Source organism: Pseudomonas sp. MTM4 (assembly GCF_019355055.1).
In the GTDB taxonomy this organism is placed as follows: Bacteria; Pseudomonadota; Gammaproteobacteria; order Pseudomonadales; family Pseudomonadaceae; genus Stutzerimonas.
In genome coordinates this window covers 2,265,523-2,282,645 of sequence record NZ_CP048411.1, presented here as the reverse complement: position 1 = coordinate 2,282,645, position 17,123 = coordinate 2,265,523, and the positions used below count along the sequence as shown (strand labels likewise).

The window sequence follows — 17,123 nt, the reverse complement described above, 5'->3', positions numbered from 1 at the left end:
ATCAAACCTCCGCGGCGCGGCTGGCGCGGTTGAGGTCGCTCAGCGACAGGCTGCGGTCGAAAAGCGGCGCCAGGCTCTGGTCGTGGCTGACGAACAACAGGCTCGAACCGGCTTCGCGGCATTCGGCGAACAACAGCTGGAGAAAGGCTTCGCGGCTGTCCGCATCCAACGCCGAAGTGGGTTCGTCGGCAATGACCAGCTCCGGTTGGCCGATCAATGCCCGCGCCGCGGCGACACGTTGCTGCTGTCCGATGGACAGCGCTTCGGCGCGTCGTTCGAACAGCGCTTCGGATAGCCCAAGATGCGCTAACAGGCTGGCGGTCGCCTGCGCAACGCTACCGTGACGCTGACGGGCACGCTCGGCTCGGAGGGTCGAAAAGCGGCAAGGCAGGCTGACGTTCTCAGCGACAGAAAGAAATGGCAGCAGATTGAATTGCTGAAAGATATAGCCGGTGTGATCGACCCGATAGCGATCCCGTGCACCGGAAGATAGCGTGGCGAGATCCGAACCGAGCAGGCGAACCGTTCCGCGCTGGGCTTTCTGCACGCCGCCGATCAGGCCGAGCAGTGTGGTTTTGCCGCTGCCGGACGGTCCTTTGAGAAACAAACTCTGGCTTCGCTCCAGTTCGAAGTGGGGAATGTCGAGCAGCTCCGTCTGGCCAGGCCAGGCGAAGCCGAGTTCGTTGAGTTCGAGCAGTGGAGCGGTCATTGAATGTTCTGGATCGTTACGGGCGATTCGGGAGTTTACTGACTCATGATCGGGTTGCGGCAGGCCGCGTCGGGTCAGAAGTCCAGCTGTGGATGTTCGGTAGTCAGCTGCGCGCCGCGCTGGCCGTTTGGACCGATCAGTTGTGTCTGGATCTGCTCGGTAGCCGGAAAGGCTTCAAACAGCTTCTGCAGATTGATTCCCTGCAGCGCCTCGGGATTCATGCAGTTATAGCGGTAGCGAGCATGAATGTCGCTGTGCTGGCTGTCATGGTCGTGATGTTCATGCGCGTGCTCAGCCGTTTCGGCGTTTGGGTGGAACAGCGGGCTTTCCAGCTCGACCGTTTTCAACTCGCAGCCGGCGGATGCAGGTAAACCAAACAGTGCGGCTGGCTGTTCGAGCTGCTTGCGCGCGTCGGCAACCTTGTGCTCGTCCGCCGTGCTGCCCGGCGCATGCTCGAAGCCGACCAGATTCATCGCCGGGCTGCGCAGTTCGATGTCCAGCTCAGCGCGTTCCAATGCGATATCCAGCTCCGCCGCGCCATGTACATGGGCGCCCAGGTTGTCCTGCTGATGATCGGGTGCCGGGTGTGCCTGGGCGAGGGTGGATAAAAGGATGAAGGGTAGTGCGAGCGAAAGGTGATACATGGCGAGCTCCCGGCTTTAAAGTGGTTACGTTATAACAAAGGCGTATCGAGACTGGCCAGCCCATTGATAGTCATGTGACCATGCCGTGGCTTTTCGGGAGATGAGAGATGATTCGAATACGTGGGCATATCGGTGAGTTGCCGGTGGATCTGAGTGTGGAACTGGATGAACAGGATTGGGCACAGCTGGCGCGGCAGATGCCGGCGAGCGCCAACGTGCAGAGTATGCAGGCATCAACCGAAGAGGGCATCGACCCGCACTGGCTCGGCGCTCAGCAATTGTTACGCGATGTGGGGCGAATGGAGGGGCCGCAGCTGTTGGCCGAGCTGGAAGCCCTGAGCGGCAGCGCGCAGGTGGCGAAGCGCCTGTTGGTGCGCCTGCGCCACAATGCGCAGGTCAAGGTGCAGAGCAGCGCCGACGCGCCGATCTACAGTTGGGTGGGCGAGGGGGATTGATCGCTCAGAGACGACTTGCCTGAAAGGTGTCGCAGCGGCCCGGCTCGCCACTGTCGAAGCCGGTACGGAACCACTTCACCCTCTGCGCCGAGGTGCCATGGGTGAAGGCATCCGGCACGACGCGTCCCTGGCTCTGCTTCTGCAGGTTGTCGTCGCCGATGGCATTGGCCGCATTCAGGGCTTCTTCCAGATCGCCTTCTTCGAGCCAGTCATGGCGCTGCTGCGCATGGTATGCCCAGACACCCGCGAAGCAATCGGCCTGCAGCTCCTGGCGAACCAGCAAACCGTTGTCGCCTTCCATGTGGGCACCACGCTGGCGTGCGGCCTGCATCTGCTGAGACACGCCTAGCAACGTCTGCACGTGATGACCCACTTCGTGAGCGATGACGTATGCCTGAGCGAAATCCCCTGCCGCGGAGAACCGGGAGGCCATCTCGTCGAAGAATTGCAGATCGAGGTACACCTGGCGGTCGCCAGGGCAATAGAAGGGTCCGACCGCCGAACTGGCGAAACCACATGCTGAATTGACGCCGCCGCGAAAGAGCACCAGCGTTGGGTCGCGGTACTGCTCGCCGGCTTGCTGAAACAAAGCGCGCCAGGTGTCTTCGGTATCTCCCAGGATCGCCTGGACGAAGGCCACCTGCGGATCGTCGCCGCGCGCCGGTGTGTCGCTCTGCTGAGTGGGAGCCGGGCCTGCCTGGTTGGCCAGCTGGCCAAGAATCTGCAGTGGATCCTGGCCGGACAACAGTCCGATCACGACCACCACCGCCACGCCCGCCAGACTCAGACGGCCGCCCCCGATGCCGCCACGTCGGCCACGAGCATCCACCACGTTGTCACTGCGTCGTGCTTTCTTCCAACGCATACATGAGTCCTTCTACCAGACAGTGCTGGTGGATAGACCTCTCGTGTTGGCCGCTAATTCAGCCGGCGGCTTGCGCTTCGTCTGTTTTCGTTCAACGCACCGGGTAGTCGGTGAGTACCGACTGGTCGCCGTCTTTGCTCAGGCCAATGACCTGGTAGGCATCCTTGCGGTCGCCCATCTCCATACCTGGGGAGCCCATGGGCATGCCGGGCACAGCCGCGCCTATCAGATCCGGCTGAGCGCGAAGCTTGAGAATATCGCTAGCAGGTACATGGCCTTCGACGAACTTGCCGTCGATCACGCCGGTGTGGCAGGAGCCCAGGCGGTGCGGCACGCCAAGCTTGGCTTTGACCGATGCCATGTCGGTTTCGACGTGATCGTTCACTTCGAAGCCGTTTTCCTCGAGATGCTTGATCCAGGACTTGCAGCAGCCACAGTTGGCGTCGCGGTGTACATCGATGGCGATGGGCTCGGCTGCCTGAGCAAGGCTGGCGAAAAGGGCGGTAGCGAACAGAAGACGGCGCATGGAAATTCCTCCGGGCGGGATTCGCGGCAGCATACCGCCAAGACGCCCTGGTGCCCAAGTACCGGTCTGTGTGCAAATGTCGCAGTTTCGGGCGCATTGATTAGTTGTAGGGCGAACCAAAGCGGGGCGTTTCGGTCCGATGACCACTGTGGTGCGCAGCCGCTATCAGGAGAGTTTTCGATGCGTTTTGCCCGTTTCGTTCTGATTGTTCAGGCCGTGGTCATGATTGGTTTGAGCCTGGCTTATTGGCTGTGGCCTTATGAGATGGCCAATCTGAACGGGATGCTGCTGATGGAGACCGCCTCGGTCAGCCATATGCGCGTCTATTACGGTGGGTTGCAGTTGGGGCTGGCGCTGTTTCTGCTCTGGGCCATGCGCGCGCCGGAGCGTGTCCGGGCGGCGCTGACGATGCTGGTGATCACCATGCTGGCGCTGGTTGCGGGGCGGCTTGGATCCTTGTGGCTGGACGGCGGTGAGTTGATTGGTTTCGACCTGGCCTCGTTGATCTATCGGGTAGGTGCCGCGTTGCTCGCTGCAGTCGCGTTGCTGCTGATGCGTGAACGCTCGGTGGGTGTGCCTGTTGCCGAGCCAGAAGTGGAACCCCGGCCCAAACGGCCCCCGATCGATGACGGGCCGCCCAAGCCGTTTCGCCTGGGTGACGGACCAGCGGCGCCAGCCGACCATGAGCCTGCGTCAGGGCTTGAGCCGTTTCGGCGGGGTGATCCAGACGGCCCACCGCTGAAAACTCCCTCGGATTCGCCCGTCAGATAACCAGTCCGCAGCGTTGCTGCTCGGTTCAGGCGTTAGCCGCGGCGCACCAGCAGCACGCCCGATTCCATGTGGTGGGTATAGGGGAATTGGTCGAACAGCGCGCAGCGTTCGATGCGATGAGTGTCGTGTAGCAGGGCGATGTTCTGCGCCAGCGTCTCGGGATTGCAGGAAATGTAGAGGATGCGCTCGAAGCGGCGCGTCAGTTCGCAGGTGTCCGGATCCATGCCGGCGCGGGGCGGGTCGACGAAAACGCTGCCGAAGTCATAGCTCTTCAGGTCGATGTCAGCCAGCCGGCGGAACGGGCGCACCTCGTTCAGCGCCTGGGTCAGTTCCTCGGCCGAGAGGCGCACCAGGCTGACGTTGTCGATGCCATTGTCGTCGAGGTTGCTTAGTGCGGCATTCACCGAGGACTTGCTGATCTCGGTGGCCAGCACTTTACGCACGTGGGTGGCCAGCGGCAGGGTGAAGTTGCCGTTGCCGCAGTAGAGCTCCAGCAGGTCGTCGTTGCGCTGGCCCAGTGCTTCGAAAGCCCAGTTCAGCATCTTCTGGCAGACCTTGCCGTTGGGCTGGGTAAAGGCGCCTTCCGGCTGGCGATAGCGGAAGCTGCGGCCAGCCACCACCAGTTCCTCTTCCACGTAATCACGGCCGATGACGATGCGCTTGCCGCGCGAGCGGCCGACGATGCTCGCGCCCAGTTCCTCGCTCAACTGCTCGGCGGCGGTCTGCCAGGCCTCGTCCAGCGGACGATGATAGGCGAGGGTGATCAGTGCATCGCCCGCCAGGGTGGTGAGAAATTCCACCTGGAACAGCTTGAAACTCAGTGCTTCGCTGGCCTGCCAGGCGGCTTTCAGTTGCGGCATCAACTCGTTGATGCGGCGGCTGGCGATAGGAAAGTCGTCGATCAGGATCGGCGTTCGGTTATCGCCCGGCTCGAACATGGCGTAGTGGCGCTGACCAGCCTCGCGCCACAGACGGAATTCGGTGCGCAGCCGGTAGTGCTCGCGCGGCGAATCGAAGACTTCCGGCGCCGGCGCGTCGAACGGCGTCAGCAGCTCGCGCAGCCGCTCGGCCTTGGTGGCGAGTTGAGTGTCGTAGGTGGCGGGGTCGAAGCGAAGATGAGTCATGGTGGCGGCCGTTGCGTGGTGGCCGCGGCGTGTCCGCGCGGCGATCGATGACGAAGGCTGGGCTCGCGCCCACCGATGGGGGCGCCGATTGTACGGAGCTGGGGCGGTATTGTCAGGGGCTGCGGGTGGGTGAGGTGGGGCGGGATGGGGCGGAAAAGGTGGGCTTGAAGCGGACCGCCGCCCGGCCCACGCTACCGTGCATGGCCTTGTAGGGTGGGCTTTAGCCCACCGATAACAGTGCATGACCTCGTAGGGCGGACCGAGCGGCGGTCCGCTTCAGCCCACCGACAACACCGCAAGCTCAGCCGTTGAAAAAGCCCAGCTTGATCACGAACAGAATCGACAGGATCCACATTGCCGGGCTCAGTTCGCGCCAGCGACCGGCCAGCAGCTTGACCGCGGTCCAGGCGATGAAGCCGAAGGCGATGCCGTTGGCGATGGAGAAGGTCAGCGGCATGGCCAGGGCGGCAACCACCACCGGCGCGGCGACGGTCATGTCGTCCCAGTCGATGCCGGCCAGGCTGCTCATCATCAGCACGGCGACGAACAGCAGGGCCGGCGCCGTGGCATAAGCCGGCACGGCACCGGCCAGCGGCGCGAAGAACAGGCTGAGCAGGAAAAGCAGCGCGACCACGCAGGCGGTCAAGCCGGTGCGGCCGCCGGTACTGATGCCGGCGGCGGATTCGATGTAGCTGGTGGTGGTGGAGGTGCCGAGCGCCGCACCGGCCATGGTCGCGGTGCTATCGGCCAGCAGGGCGCGGCCCAGGCGCGGCATCTTGCCGTCCTTGTCCAGCAGATTGGCCTTCTGTGCCACGCCGATCAGGGTGCCGGAGGTGTCGAACAGATCGACGAAGAGAAAGGCGAAGATCACGCTGATCAGGCCGATATCCAGCGCGCCGGCGATATCCAGCTGCATGAAGGTCGGCGCCAGCGATGGCGGCATCGAGACCACGGCATCGAGCTCCGACAGCCCGAGCAGGATCGACAGGCCGGTCACCAGCAGGATGCCAATCATCACCGCGCCGGTGACCTTGCGGTACGCCAGCGCAGCGATGACGAAGAAGCCCAGGCAGGCCAGCAGGGGGCCGCCGGCAGAAAGGTCGCCCAGGCCCACCAGGGTGGCCGGGTTGTCCACCACGATGCCGGCGTTCTTCAGCGCGATGATCGCCAGGAACAGGCCAATGCCTGCCGCAATGCCGGCGCGCAGGGGCAGTGGAATGCTGTTGATGATCCATTCACGGATCTTGAAGATCGACAGCAGGAAGAAGATCGCACCGGAGAGAAACACTGCACCCAGCGCCGTCTGCCAGGTGTAACCCATGGTCAGCACCACGGTGTAGGTGAAGAAGGCGTTCAGGCCCATGCCCGGCGCCAGCGCGATCGGGTAGTTGGCCAGCAGCCCCATGATTGCCGAACCGATGGCACCGGCGAGACAGGTAGCGACGAACACCGCGCCGTGATCCATGCCGGTTTCGGCGAGGATGCTCGGGTTGACGAAGAGGATGTAGGCCATCGTCAGGAAGGTGGTGATACCGGCCAAAACCTCGGTGCGCAGCGTGGTGTTGTGCGCCTTCAGTTGGAACAGCTTCTCCAGCATGGTGAATCCCCTTGTGTGCCGGTCGTGGCCTGGCGGTTGGGTGATGTCTGCCTCTCGGGGGCAGTCTCGCTACAGCAAAGCCTATAAGCGGGTTACTCGCCAAGGCGGCGCATCTTACACCGGCCCCGCGGCGGGTTGAATTTCCCATTGCGTGACCAGCGGGTTTCGCCAGCTGGCACATCGATTGCCATCGTCTACCGGCATTCGCTCACTGGCCACCCCGTCATCCGGCTGAACGTTCTTCCCGCCTGGGCAGTCGTACGCCAAGACGCACGGACAGCGCACCAGATGCCTGAGGTCCTCGGCGAACCTGCGCAGAACAGGTCGCGGATGACTCCCGAACCGTGAGGCTGCCATGAGCGAAACATCTTCCGCTGCAGGTGGGATTGCCGCCTGCTCCATTACCCTTGAATTGAATGGCGAGAGCCGCCAAGTCGAGGTCTATCCCTGGACCACGCTGCTCGATCTGCTGCGCGAACAGCTGTCATTGACCGGGACCAAAAAGGGCTGCGACCACGGTCAATGCGGCGCCTGTACGGTGTTGCTCAATGGCAAACGGATCAATTCCTGCCTGACCCTGGCGATCATGCACGACGGTGCGCAGCTGACCACTATCGAGGGCTTGGCCCGAGGCGAAGAACTGCATCCGATGCAGGCTGCCTTCGTCAGCCACGACGCCTTTCAGTGCGGCTATTGCACGCCAGGGCAGATCTGCTCGGCGGTGGGGCTGGTCGCCGAAGGTCACGCTCGGACACGCGATGAGCTACGCGAACAGATGAGCGGCAACCTGTGCCGCTGCGGCGCCTATCCGAACATCCTCGCCGCCATTGAAGACGCGATGCCGCAGACCCGCGACCGCCTGACTGCCGTGCGGGAGGTGAAGCCGTGAACCCTTTCAGCTATGCGCGCCCCGCCGCGATCGACGAAGCCATAAGTCTGTTTCGCCCGGACAGCCGCTATATCGCCGGCGGCACCAATCTGCTCGATCTGATGAAGGAAAACGTTACCCGTCCGGCGCAGCTGATCGACATCACCCAGCTGCCGATGAGTGATATCGAGGAAACTGCCGATGGCGGTCTACGTATCGGCGCACTGGTGAGCAATTCGGATCTGGCCTGGCATCCGCGGGTGCAACAACACTATCCGCTGCTGTCCCAAGCGATTCTCGCCGGCGCCTCGCCGCAGCTGCGCAACATGGCCACCACTGGCGGCAACCTATTGCAGCGCACCCGTTGTTACTACTTTTATGACAGCACCACGCCGTGCAACAAACGTGAGCCCGGCAGCGGCTGCCCGGCGCGTGATGGCCTCAATCGCATTCACGCGATTCTCGGCCACAGCGAGGCCTGCATCGCGGTGCATCCCTCCGACATGTGCGTGGCTCTGGCGGCACTGGAGGCCGTAGTGATTGTGCAGGGCCCGCAGGGCGAGCGGCGTATTGCCTTTGCTGATTTCCATCGCTTGCCCGATGAGACGCCGGAGCGCGACAACACGCTGGCCGAGGGCGAACTGATCACTGCAGTCGAGTTGCCTGCGCAGGGCTTTTCCGCACATTGCAGCTACCTCAAGTTGCGTGACCGCGCCTCCTATGCCTTTGCACTGGTCTCGGTCGCAGCCGCGCTGGAGCTGGACGGCGACACCATTCGCAGCGCCCGCATCGCCATGGGCGGCGTGGCGCATAAGCCGTGGCGCAAGCATGAAGCTGAAGCGCTGCTGATCGGCAAGGCGCCGGATGAGCCCGCCTTCACCGCAGCGGCCGATGCCCTGCTCGAAGGCGCCAGCGGCTTCGAGCACAACGCCTTCAAGATCGAGCTGAGCCGGCGCGCCATCGTCCGCGCCCTGACCGACGCCGCCAAAGGAGCCGCCCGATGAAACCCGCCACTTCCCCTTTTGGCCAGCCCATCGATCGCGTCGACGGACCGCTCAAGGTCACCGGCCAGGCACGCTATGCCGGCGAATTCCATGTGCCGGGGCTGCTCTACGGCAGCGTCGTCAACAGCGGCATTGCTCGTGGTCGGATCGTCAGCATCGATGCCAGCGCGGCCGAGGCGGTGCCCGGCGTGGTGCTGGTGCTGACCCACCAGAATCGCCCGCCAATCGCCAGCTATGACGAACCCTACGAGGACGACGATGCGGCGGAGGGCTCGCCGTTCCGTCCGCTGTTCAACGACCGCATCCTCTACAGCGGCCAGCCGATTGCGCTGGTGGTGGCGGAAAACCTTGAGCTGGCCCGTTATGCCGGCAGCCTGGTGCGGGTGGAATACGATCGCGAGCCCCACCGGACCGATCTGCTCAGTGAGCTGGAAAGCGCACACAAGGCGCCGGCCGAGCTGCCGCCACCGCGCGGCGACGTGGACGCCGCGCTGCGTGGCGCACCACTCAGGCTCGATTTGGAATACAGCACGCCGGTGGAACATCACAACCCGATGGAGCCGCACGCATCCACCGTTCACTACCTGCCTGAAGGCAAGCTGGAAATCTACGACAAGACCCAGGGCGTGCAGAACTGCATGCGCTATGTGGAAGGTGTGTTCGGCATGGAGGGCAAGATCCGCGTGCTTTCGCCCTTTGTCGGCGGCGCTTTTGGTTCCGGCTTGCGACCGCAGCATCAGCTGCCGCTGGCAGTGATGGCGGCGCTCAAGCTCAAGCGCTCGGTGCGCGTCACGCTCAAGCGTCAGCAGATGTTCACCTTCGGTTATCGCCCGCGTACCGTGCAGCGTTTTGCCATCGGCGCGGCGGCCAACGGCCAGCTGGTGGCGATCAGCCACCAGGCGATCGGCCAGACGTCGTCGTTCGAAGACTTCACCGAACATGAAGTCGAGTGGTCGGGGATGCTTTATCAATGTCCCAACGTGAAGCTGGATTACCAGCTGGTGCCGCTGGACGTTTACACCCCTCTGGACATGCGCGCGCCCGGCGCGGCCATCGGCGTATTCGCCCTGGAATGCGCCATGGATGAGCTGGCCTATGCGGCAAAGGTCGATCCGCTAACGCTGCGCCTGACCAACTATGCCGAGCGCAACGGTAACGAGGACAAGCCCTATTCCAGCAAGGAACTGCGCCAGTGTTACGAGCAGGGCGCCGAACGCTTCGGTTGGTCGCGCCGGTCGATGGAGCCGCGTTCCATGCGCGACGGTAATCAGCTGATCGGCTGGGGACTGGCCACTGGCGTCTGGGAGGCGATGCAGATGCCGGCCAGCGCCAAGGCCTGCATCGAGCCGGATGGCCGGCTCGTGGTTAGCAGCGCCACGGCGGATATCGGCACCGGCACCTACACGGTGATGACCCAGATCGCAGCGGCCGCCATGGGCCTGCCGATGGAGCGCGTGGAGTTTCGCCTGGGCGATTCGAACCTTTCCCAGGCTCCGCTGGAGGGCGGCTCGGCGACTGTTTCCTCAGTGGGCAGTGCCGTGCAGCAAGCCTGCGAGGCGCTGTGCCAGAAGATACTGGATACCGCGCAGCAGACACCGGTGTCGCCATTCACCGGAGCCAAACTCGACGACGTGGAGTTCGTCGACGGCCAGATGCGGCTGAAGGCGGCGCCTGCGCACAGCGTCGAGATCGAGCAGGTCGTCGCGGTCACTGGCGTACTCGAGGCCGAGGTGAGTATCGAACCGGGCGAGAAGCGCAACGAATATTCCACCGCCACGCATTCGGCCGTGTTCGTCGAAGTGCGGGTGGACGAGACGTTGGGTACCGTCAAGGTGAGCCGCGTGGTCAGCGCTGTGGCAGCCGGGCGCGTTGTTAACCCGAAAACAGCCGGTAACCAGATCGCTGGCGGCGTGGTCTGGGGCATCAGCCAGGCGCTGCACGAGGAGACCATGATCGACCACGCGCTGGGCCGCTACATGAACCACAACCTTTCCGAGTATCACGTTCCGGTGAACGCCGATATCGGTGAGGTGGACGTGATCTTCGTCGAGGAAAAAGACGAGATTGTCAACGCGCTCGGCTCCAAGGGCGTCGGCGAGATCGGCAATGTCGGTGTCGCGGCAGCGGTGGCCAATGCCATCTACCACGCCACCGGCAAGCGGGTACGGGATCTGCCGATCACGATGGATAAGTTGCTCTAGGGCGGCTGGAAGCTGTAAGCGTCTCTGGTGGGCTGAAGCCCACCCTACATTGGGGGGCGCGGAACGCTACAGCCCGTAGGGTGGGCTTTAGCCCACCACCATAGAGAGATACTGGCAGCCTCTGGTGTCTGAAGCGGAGCGCCGCCCGGTCCACCCTGCGTGCTCAGGCGAACCGGTGCCTCGCTCACGCCTTGATCGCTCGCAGGATCACGAACTTGGGCGTCGCCGCGACTTGCTCGACCTTGCCGAACAGCCGTTTGAGTTTCAGGTGATAACCCAGATGGCGGTTACCGACGATCCACAGCTCGCCGCCCTTGCTCAGCGCCGCCTTGGCCTGGGTGAACATGCGCCAGGCGAGGAAGTCGCCGACCACCTGTTGCTGGTGAAAGGGTGGGTTGCACAGCACCAGATCCAGCGAGCCGGCCGGCTGTTCGGCCAGACCGTCACCAGCGCGAATGTCAGCGGGGCGTTCGCCGAGGATCGCCTGCCAGTTCTCGCGGGCCGACTGCACCGCCATATAGCTTTCATCCACCAGCGTCAGTTGCGCCTGCGGGTTGCTCAGCGCATAGACGATGCCGAGCACGCCGTTGCCGCAGCCCAGATCCGCCACGCGCAGATCGCCGAGTGCCTTGGGCAGGTGCGGCAGGAAGGCGCGCGTGCCGATGTCCAGGTCTTCGCGACAGAACAGGTTGGCGTGGTTGGTCAACTCGATGGCTGGCTGATCGAGACGGTAGCGCGTGGGGTAGGGCGATACCGGTACCGGTATTTCGACGGGTATCGCCGTCAGCAAACGGGCCTTCTTCACCGCCAGCGAGGCCTGCACCGGGCCGACGTATTTCTCCAGCAGATCGCCCGCCGCGCGCGGTAGATGCTTGATCATCGCTGCGGCGATTACCTGAGCGCCGGGTGCCAGCTGGCCGTACAAACGGATCAGCTGTTCTTCCAGCAGTGCCAGGGTCTTGGGCACGCGAATCAACACCAAATCGAACGGGCCGCCGGCGACTTGGCTGGCGGGCATGAAGGCAACGCTGTCGGCCGGCATGCCGTTGCGTGCCAGATTCTTCTGCAACGCCAGGTGTGCGAGATGGGAGTCGCCGCTGCTGGTCACCTTCGCGTGCGGTGCCAGCGAGGCGGCCAGGGCGCCGAAGCCGTCATTGAGTACCAGCACCCGCGCGTCGGCCGGCAACCCCTGTGCGTGTAGATGTGCGAGCAGATACTCGTCGGCGGCATCGAACGCCTGTAGCGGTTCGTTCGGTTGCTCGGGCTGGCGGATCAGGTCGAGGCGCGCATACGGGGATTCGAGAATAGGCATAAGAACTGGCGGTGTTTGTTGGCGTCGGAAAGGTGTATCAAGGGCCTAACCCTCGAATCCGCAGATGTCCGCGAAGGGAGCGAAGTATGACCGTCAGCGAAGAGAAGTTCACCCGCCAGCGCCTGCTCGAGGTGCAGACGTTGACGCCCAGCCTGTTCACCCTGCGCACCACGCGCGATCCGGGCTTCAGATTCACGGCCGGACAGTTCGCCCGGCTGGGTGTGCGCAAGCCCAGTGGCAGCATCGTCTGGCGGGCCTATTCGATGGTGTCGGCACCGCACGACGAGTTTCTCGACTTCTTCTCCATCGTTGTGCCGGACGGCGAGTTCACCAGCGAGCTGAGTCGCCTCGAACCCGGCGATGAGTTGTTGATCGACAAGCAGGCGTTCGGCTTTCTGACCCTGGACCGCTTCCCCGATGGCCGTGATCTTTGGTTGCTGGCCACCGGTACCGGGCTGGCGCCGTTTCTCTCGATCCTGCAGGGCTTGGAGGTGTGGGAGCGCTTCGAGCGCATCGTGCTGGTCTACAGCGCACGTACCGAATCGGAGCTGGCGTATCAGCAACTGATCCGCGAACTGCCGGAGCGCGAATATCTGGATGGGCTGGGCAGCAAGCTGACCTATCTGCCGGTCGTTACCCGCGAGCAGGTGCCTGGCGCGCTGAACGGACGCATCACCACGCTGATCGAAGACGGCGAACTGGAGCGCGCCGCCGATCTGAAGCTGGAGCCGGAGCATTCGCGCATCATGCTCTGCGGCAACCCGCAGATGATTGAAGATACCCGCACCATCCTCAAGACACGCGACCTCAACCTGGCGCTGACCCGCAGGCCGGGTCAGGTGGCGGTGGAGAATTATTGGTAAGGGAAAACCGAAAAGCGCTGGAGGCTTTAAGGCTGGACTTCAGCCCAATGTTCCGAGCTCGAGGCTGTCGTGGTGGGCTAAAGCCCACCCTACGGTTGCGGGCGCATTTGGTGTCAATAGGTAGGGTGGGCTTCAGCCCACCAACCTTGCAGGCCCGACTGTTGTCGCGGTGGACTGAAGCGGAACGCCGCCGGCCCGCCCTACGAAGCCAGCCTTAGAAAACGAAAAACCCCCGCCGGACGATCCGGCAGGGCTTTGGCTTCCAGCTTCAGGCTTCCTGCTGCTTTTAAACCACGCCCTGCGCCAGCATGGCGTCCGCAACCTTAACGAAGCCGGCGATGTTGGCGCCTTTGACGTAGTTGATGCGGCCGTTTTCTTCGCCGTAGGCGACGCAGGCGTGATGGATGGACTGCATAATGCTGTGCAGCTTGGTGTCCACCTCGCCGGCGGTCCAGTGCAGGCGCATGGCGTTCTGGCTCATTTCCAGGCCGCTACAGGCCACACCGCCGGCGTTGGAGGCTTTGCCCGGCGCGTAGAGGATGCCGGCCTCGATGAACAGGTCCACCGCTTCCAGGGTGGAAGGCATGTTGGCGCCCTCGGCCACACAGATGCAGCCGTTTTTCAGCAGTGTGCGGGCATCTTCGCCGTCCAGTTCGTTCTGAGTGGCGCAGGGCAGGGCGATGTCGCACGGCAGGCCCCACGGGCGCTGGTCGGCCAGATAGGACACGCCGAAGTGAGCACCCATTTCTTCCAGGCGACCGCGACGCACGTTTTTCAGGTCCATGAGGTAGGCCCACTGCTCTTCGGTCATGCCGTCAGCGAAATGCAGGGTGCCGCCCGAGTCGGACAGGGAAATGACCTTGCCGCCCATCTCCATGACCTTCTGCGCGGCGTATTGCGCGACGTTGCCGGAGCCGGAAATCGAGACTCGCTTGCCTTCGAAGCTGCTGCGTACGCTCTTGAGCATTTCTTCTGCGAAATAGACGCAGCCGTAGCCGGTGGCTTCCGGGCGAATCAGGCTGCCGCCGTAGGCCAGGCCCTTGCCGGTAAGGACCGAAGTGAACTGGTTGGACAGGCGCTTGTACTGGCCGAACATGAAGCCGATTTCACGTCCGCCGACACCGATGTCACCAGCCGGCACGTCGAGATCGGCGCCGATGTGGCGATACAGTTCGCTCATGAACGACTGGCAGAAGCGCATGACTTCGTTGTCGCTCTTGCCCTTGGGGTTGAAGTCCGAGCCGCCCTTGCCGCCGCCCATGGGTAGCGAGGTCAGGGAGTTCTTGAAGACCTGTTCGAACGCGAGAAATTTAAGAACGCCGACGTTGACCGAAGGGTGGAAGCGTAGGCCGCCTTTGTAGGGGCCGATGGCGCTGTTCATCTGAATGCGGAAACCGCGGTTGACCCGTACCTGACCCTGGTCGTCGACCCAGGGCACCCGGAACATGATTGCCCGCTCGGGCTCGACCATCCGCTCCAGAATCCCGGCTTGCATGTAGCGCGGGTTGGCTTCCAGAAAGGGCCAGAGGCTGCGAACGACCTCTTCTACGGCCTGATGGAACTCTGGTTGGTGAGGGTCGCGCTGCTTAACACGGGCAAGAAAGGCGTCAACGGATTCGATCATTTAAAGAGCCCTCGTCGGACCGCTAGCAGCAGTCATTAAAATTTTTTTGGGCGGCGACTCTAACAAACAACTTTTGCACCGTGAAGGTGCCACATGGTCCGAAGTGTCGCATCTTGGTGCGTGAATGGTCCGGTGCGGCTGTGAGCTGCGCGCCGCGAAGCAAGGAACTTCGGTGCGCCCGTATGACCGAAAAAAGAAGGCGTGCGTGCCCTGGCGCGGCGCTGGGGGGCTGTCGCTGGCCTCGAATTTTTAACTGCCGGAAGAAAACCAAGGGGTGCAAGTGATTGTCGTGATCATGGGTGTATCTGGAAGCGGCAAAACGACCATTGGCGAGCAGTTGGCCGCTCGTCTGGGGTGCGGTTTCTCGGATGCCGATGAGTATCACGGACCTGCCAACAAGGCGAAAATGGCCGCCGGAATCCCGCTCACCGATGAGGATCGCCAGCCTTGGTTGCAAGCGATGCATGAAGCCATCGCCGAACGGGCACGCCAGGGAAGGGATCATGTGTTCGCCTGCTCGGCGCTCAAACGTCGATATCGCGATGTGCTGCGTGGCGAAGTTGCCGATGTGAGACTGGTTTTTCTGCAGGGGCCTCGTGACGTGCTGGAGGAGCGCATCGCCAATCGTCGCGGGCATTTTTTCGCATCTGCGCTGTTGGATGATCAGCTCGCCAATCTCGAGCCGCCAGAGAAGAGCGAGGCGCTGATCATGGATATCCGCCATGAACCGGACGCGCTCGTCGAGCAGATCGTCAAGGCGCTTGCTGCGACAGGATGCAACCAGGACTAGCGTTATGGCTCGCTTGGCCGCATCGAGGCTCGGCGCTTCTGACCAGTAAGAAAGCCGATACGAAAACGGAGCCTTTCGGCTCCGTTTTCGGTTGTGTTACTGCGCCAACTTCTTGTATTTGACGCGATGCGGCTGAGCGGCGGCGTCGCCCAAGCGCTTCTTGCGGTCGGCCTCGTACTCGGTGTAGTTCCCCTCGAAGAAGACGATGTCACCGTTGTCCTCGTAGGAAAGGATGTGCGTGGCGACCCGGTCCAGGAACCAGCGGTCGTGGGAAATCACGATCGCCGCGCCGGGGAAGTCCAGCAAGGCTTCTTCCAGTGAACGCAACGTTTCCACGTCGAGGTCGTTGGACGGTTCATCGAGCAGCAGCACGTTGGCGCCTTCCTTGAGCGTCAACGCCAGATGCAGGCGACCGCGCTCACCACCGGACAGGTCCTTGACGAACTTCTGCTGGTCACCGCCCTTGAAGTTGAAACGCCCCACGTAGGTGCGCGACGGCACTTCATAGCTGCCGATGCGGATCATGTCGGAGCCGTCGGACACCGCTTCCCACACCGTCTTGCTGCCATCCAGGTCCTCGCGGCTCTGGTCCACGCAGGCGACCTGCACGGTGTCGCCGATTTCGATGCTGCCCGAGTCCGGCTGCTCCTTGCCCATGATCATGCGGAACAGCGTCGATTTGCCCGCGCCGTTGCCGCCGATCACGCCGACGATGGCACCCTTGGGCATGCTGAACGAAAGGTCTTCGATCAGTACGCGATCGCCGTAGCCCTTGGTCACGTTCTTGAAGTCGATGACCTTGTCGCCCAGGCGCGGCCCGGCCGGGATGTAGATTTCGTTGGTTTCGCTGCGCTTCTGGAATTCCTGCGATTGCATTTCCTCGAAGCGCTGCAAGCGTGCCTTGGACTTGGACTGGCGGGCCTTGGCGCCTTTACGCACCCACTCCAGTTCTTCCTTCATGGCCTTCTCATGGGCCGACTGCTGTTTGGATTCCTGGGCCAGACGGTTGGATTTGGTTTCCAGCCAACCGGAGTAGTTGCCTTCGTAAGGGATGCCCGCGCCGCGGTCGAGTTCGAGAATCCAGCCAGCGACGTTGTCGAGGAAGTAACGGTCGTGGGTGATCGCAACCACGGTGCCGGGGAAGTCGTGGAGGAAGTGTTCCAGCCAGGCCACCGAGTCGGCGTCCAGGTGGTTGGTTGGTTCGTCCAGCAGCAGCATGTCGGGTGCCGAGAGCAGCAGGCGGCACAGGGCGACACGGCGCTTTTCACCACCGGACAGGTGTTCGACCTTGGCGTCCCATGGCGGCAGGCGCAAGGCGTCGGCGGCGACTTCCAGCTGGCGTTCCAGGTTGTGGCCATCGCTGGCCTGCAGGATGGCTTCGAGCTTGGCCTGTTCGGCGGCCAGCTTGTCGAAGTCGGCATCGGGTTCGGCGTAGGCGGCATAGACTTCATCGAGGCGCGCCTGGGCGTCCTTGATGCTGCTGACGGCCTCTTCAACCACTTCGCGAACCGTCTTGCTCGCGTCGAGCTCGGGTTCCTGGGGCAGATAACCGACGTTTAGGTCGGGCATCGCCCGCGCTTCGCCGTCGAACTCCTTGTCGACGCCGGCCATGATCCGCAACAGCGTGGATTTACCCGCGCCGTTGAGGCCGAGCACGCCGATCTTGGCGCCGGGGAAGAAGGACAGGGAGATGTTCTTGAGAATCTCGCGCTTCGGTGGAACGACCTTGCTCAGCCGATGCATGGTATAGACGTATTGAGCCATGGAAAC

16 protein-coding genes are annotated in these 17,123 nt (G+C 63.0%); 7 read left to right on the top strand and 9 right to left on the bottom strand.

The annotated features are described in order from the left end of the window. Position 1 precedes the first annotated feature (1 nt). A complete protein-coding gene (locus GYM54_RS10420) occupies positions 2-709 on the bottom strand; it encodes an ABC transporter ATP-binding protein (protein WP_197445945.1) in 708 nt (235 codons plus the stop codon). Between the two features lie 74 nt (positions 710-783). Next, the gene (locus tag GYM54_RS10415) at positions 784-1,353 is read right to left on the bottom strand and encodes a DUF2796 domain-containing protein (RefSeq protein ID WP_197445944.1); all 570 of its coding nucleotides are present in this window, start codon (positions 1,351-1,353) and stop codon (positions 784-786) included. Between the two features lie 107 nt (positions 1,354-1,460). Here GYM54_RS10415 and GYM54_RS10410 point away from each other — a divergent pair, with 107 nt between their 5' ends. Continuing rightward, complete coding sequence (locus GYM54_RS10410) at positions 1,461-1,808, top strand: hypothetical protein (RefSeq protein ID WP_181104947.1); 348 nt, start codon at positions 1,461-1,463, stop codon at positions 1,806-1,808. A 4-nt stretch (positions 1,809-1,812) separates the two neighbouring features. Here the strand turns inward: GYM54_RS10410 and GYM54_RS10405 are convergent, their stop codons facing one another. Together GYM54_RS10405 and GYM54_RS10400 are read right to left on the bottom strand one after the other, a co-directional pair. Then, the gene (locus tag GYM54_RS10405) at positions 1,813-2,673 is read right to left on the bottom strand and encodes a neutral zinc metallopeptidase (RefSeq protein ID WP_197445943.1); all 861 of its coding nucleotides are present in this window, start codon (positions 2,671-2,673) and stop codon (positions 1,813-1,815) included. A 91-nt stretch (positions 2,674-2,764) separates the two neighbouring features. After that, positions 2,765-3,199 (bottom strand): DUF411 domain-containing protein, encoded by a 435-nt coding sequence (locus GYM54_RS10400; RefSeq protein WP_197445942.1) that lies wholly within the window; start codon positions 3,197-3,199, stop codon positions 2,765-2,767. A 180-nt stretch (positions 3,200-3,379) separates the two neighbouring features. On the opposite strand from GYM54_RS10400, the gene GYM54_RS10395 reads away from it, so the two are divergent. Then, positions 3,380-3,970: a DUF4345 domain-containing protein gene (locus tag GYM54_RS10395; RefSeq protein ID WP_181104941.1), complete on the top strand. Its 591-nt coding sequence runs from the start codon at positions 3,380-3,382 to the stop codon at positions 3,968-3,970. A gap of 32 nt (positions 3,971-4,002) precedes the next feature. On the opposite strand, the gene trmA is transcribed toward GYM54_RS10395, so the two are convergent. After that, a complete protein-coding gene (gene trmA / locus GYM54_RS10390; RefSeq protein ID WP_197445941.1) occupies positions 4,003-5,094 on the bottom strand; it encodes a tRNA (uridine(54)-C5)-methyltransferase TrmA in 1,092 nt (363 codons plus the stop codon). A gap of 301 nt (positions 5,095-5,395) precedes the next feature. Continuing rightward, entirely contained in the window at positions 5,396-6,691 is a 1,296-nt protein-coding gene (locus tag GYM54_RS10385) for an NCS2 family permease (RefSeq protein ID WP_131651906.1), read from the bottom strand. A 355-nt stretch (positions 6,692-7,046) separates the two neighbouring features. Here GYM54_RS10385 and GYM54_RS10380 point away from each other — a divergent pair, with 355 nt between their 5' ends. Genes GYM54_RS10380 through GYM54_RS10370 form a run of 3 tightly spaced genes read left to right on the top strand, consistent with a single transcriptional unit; the run spans position 7,047 to position 10,764 of the window. Then, entirely contained in the window at positions 7,047-7,580 is a 534-nt protein-coding gene (locus GYM54_RS10380) for a (2Fe-2S)-binding protein (RefSeq protein ID WP_197445940.1), read from the top strand. Further along, a complete protein-coding gene (locus GYM54_RS10375) occupies positions 7,577-8,563 on the top strand; it encodes a xanthine dehydrogenase family protein subunit M (RefSeq protein ID WP_197445939.1) in 987 nt (328 codons plus the stop codon). The genes GYM54_RS10380 and GYM54_RS10375 overlap by 4 nt, the downstream gene beginning before the upstream one ends. Then, positions 8,560-10,764, top strand: coding sequence for a xanthine dehydrogenase family protein molybdopterin-binding subunit (locus GYM54_RS10370; RefSeq protein WP_197445938.1), 2,205 nt, complete (start codon positions 8,560-8,562; stop codon positions 10,762-10,764). Before GYM54_RS10375 ends, GYM54_RS10370 begins: the two co-directional genes overlap by 4 nt. Before the next feature lie 184 nt (positions 10,765-10,948). On the opposite strand, the gene GYM54_RS10365 is transcribed toward GYM54_RS10370, so the two are convergent. Continuing rightward, positions 10,949-12,076 carry a class I SAM-dependent methyltransferase gene (locus tag GYM54_RS10365; protein ID WP_197445937.1) on the bottom strand — a complete coding sequence of 376 codons (1,128 nt, stop codon included), beginning with the start codon at positions 12,074-12,076 and terminating at the stop codon, positions 10,949-10,951. Positions 12,077-12,162: 86 nt separating this feature from the next. Between GYM54_RS10365 and GYM54_RS10360 the strand changes: the two genes are divergently transcribed. Continuing rightward, positions 12,163-12,939 carry a ferredoxin--NADP reductase gene (locus GYM54_RS10360; protein WP_197445936.1) on the top strand — a complete coding sequence of 259 codons (777 nt, stop codon included), beginning with the start codon at positions 12,163-12,165 and terminating at the stop codon, positions 12,937-12,939. A gap of 286 nt (positions 12,940-13,225) precedes the next feature. Here the strand turns inward: GYM54_RS10360 and gdhA are convergent, their stop codons facing one another. Continuing rightward, positions 13,226-14,563, bottom strand: a complete 1,338-nt coding sequence (gdhA, locus tag GYM54_RS10355) for an NADP-specific glutamate dehydrogenase (RefSeq protein ID WP_131651900.1) — start codon at positions 14,561-14,563, stop codon at positions 13,226-13,228. 274 nt (positions 14,564-14,837) lie between these two features. Here gdhA and GYM54_RS10350 point away from each other — a divergent pair, with 274 nt between their 5' ends. Next, complete coding sequence (locus GYM54_RS10350) at positions 14,838-15,353, top strand: gluconokinase (protein ID WP_257626594.1); 516 nt, start codon at positions 14,838-14,840, stop codon at positions 15,351-15,353. 96 nt (positions 15,354-15,449) lie between these two features. On the opposite strand, the gene ettA is transcribed toward GYM54_RS10350, so the two are convergent. Continuing rightward, positions 15,450-17,117 carry an energy-dependent translational throttle protein EttA gene (gene ettA / locus GYM54_RS10345; protein WP_197445935.1) on the bottom strand — a complete coding sequence of 556 codons (1,668 nt, stop codon included), beginning with the start codon at positions 17,115-17,117 and terminating at the stop codon, positions 15,450-15,452. Positions 17,118-17,123: the final 6 nt, after the last annotated feature.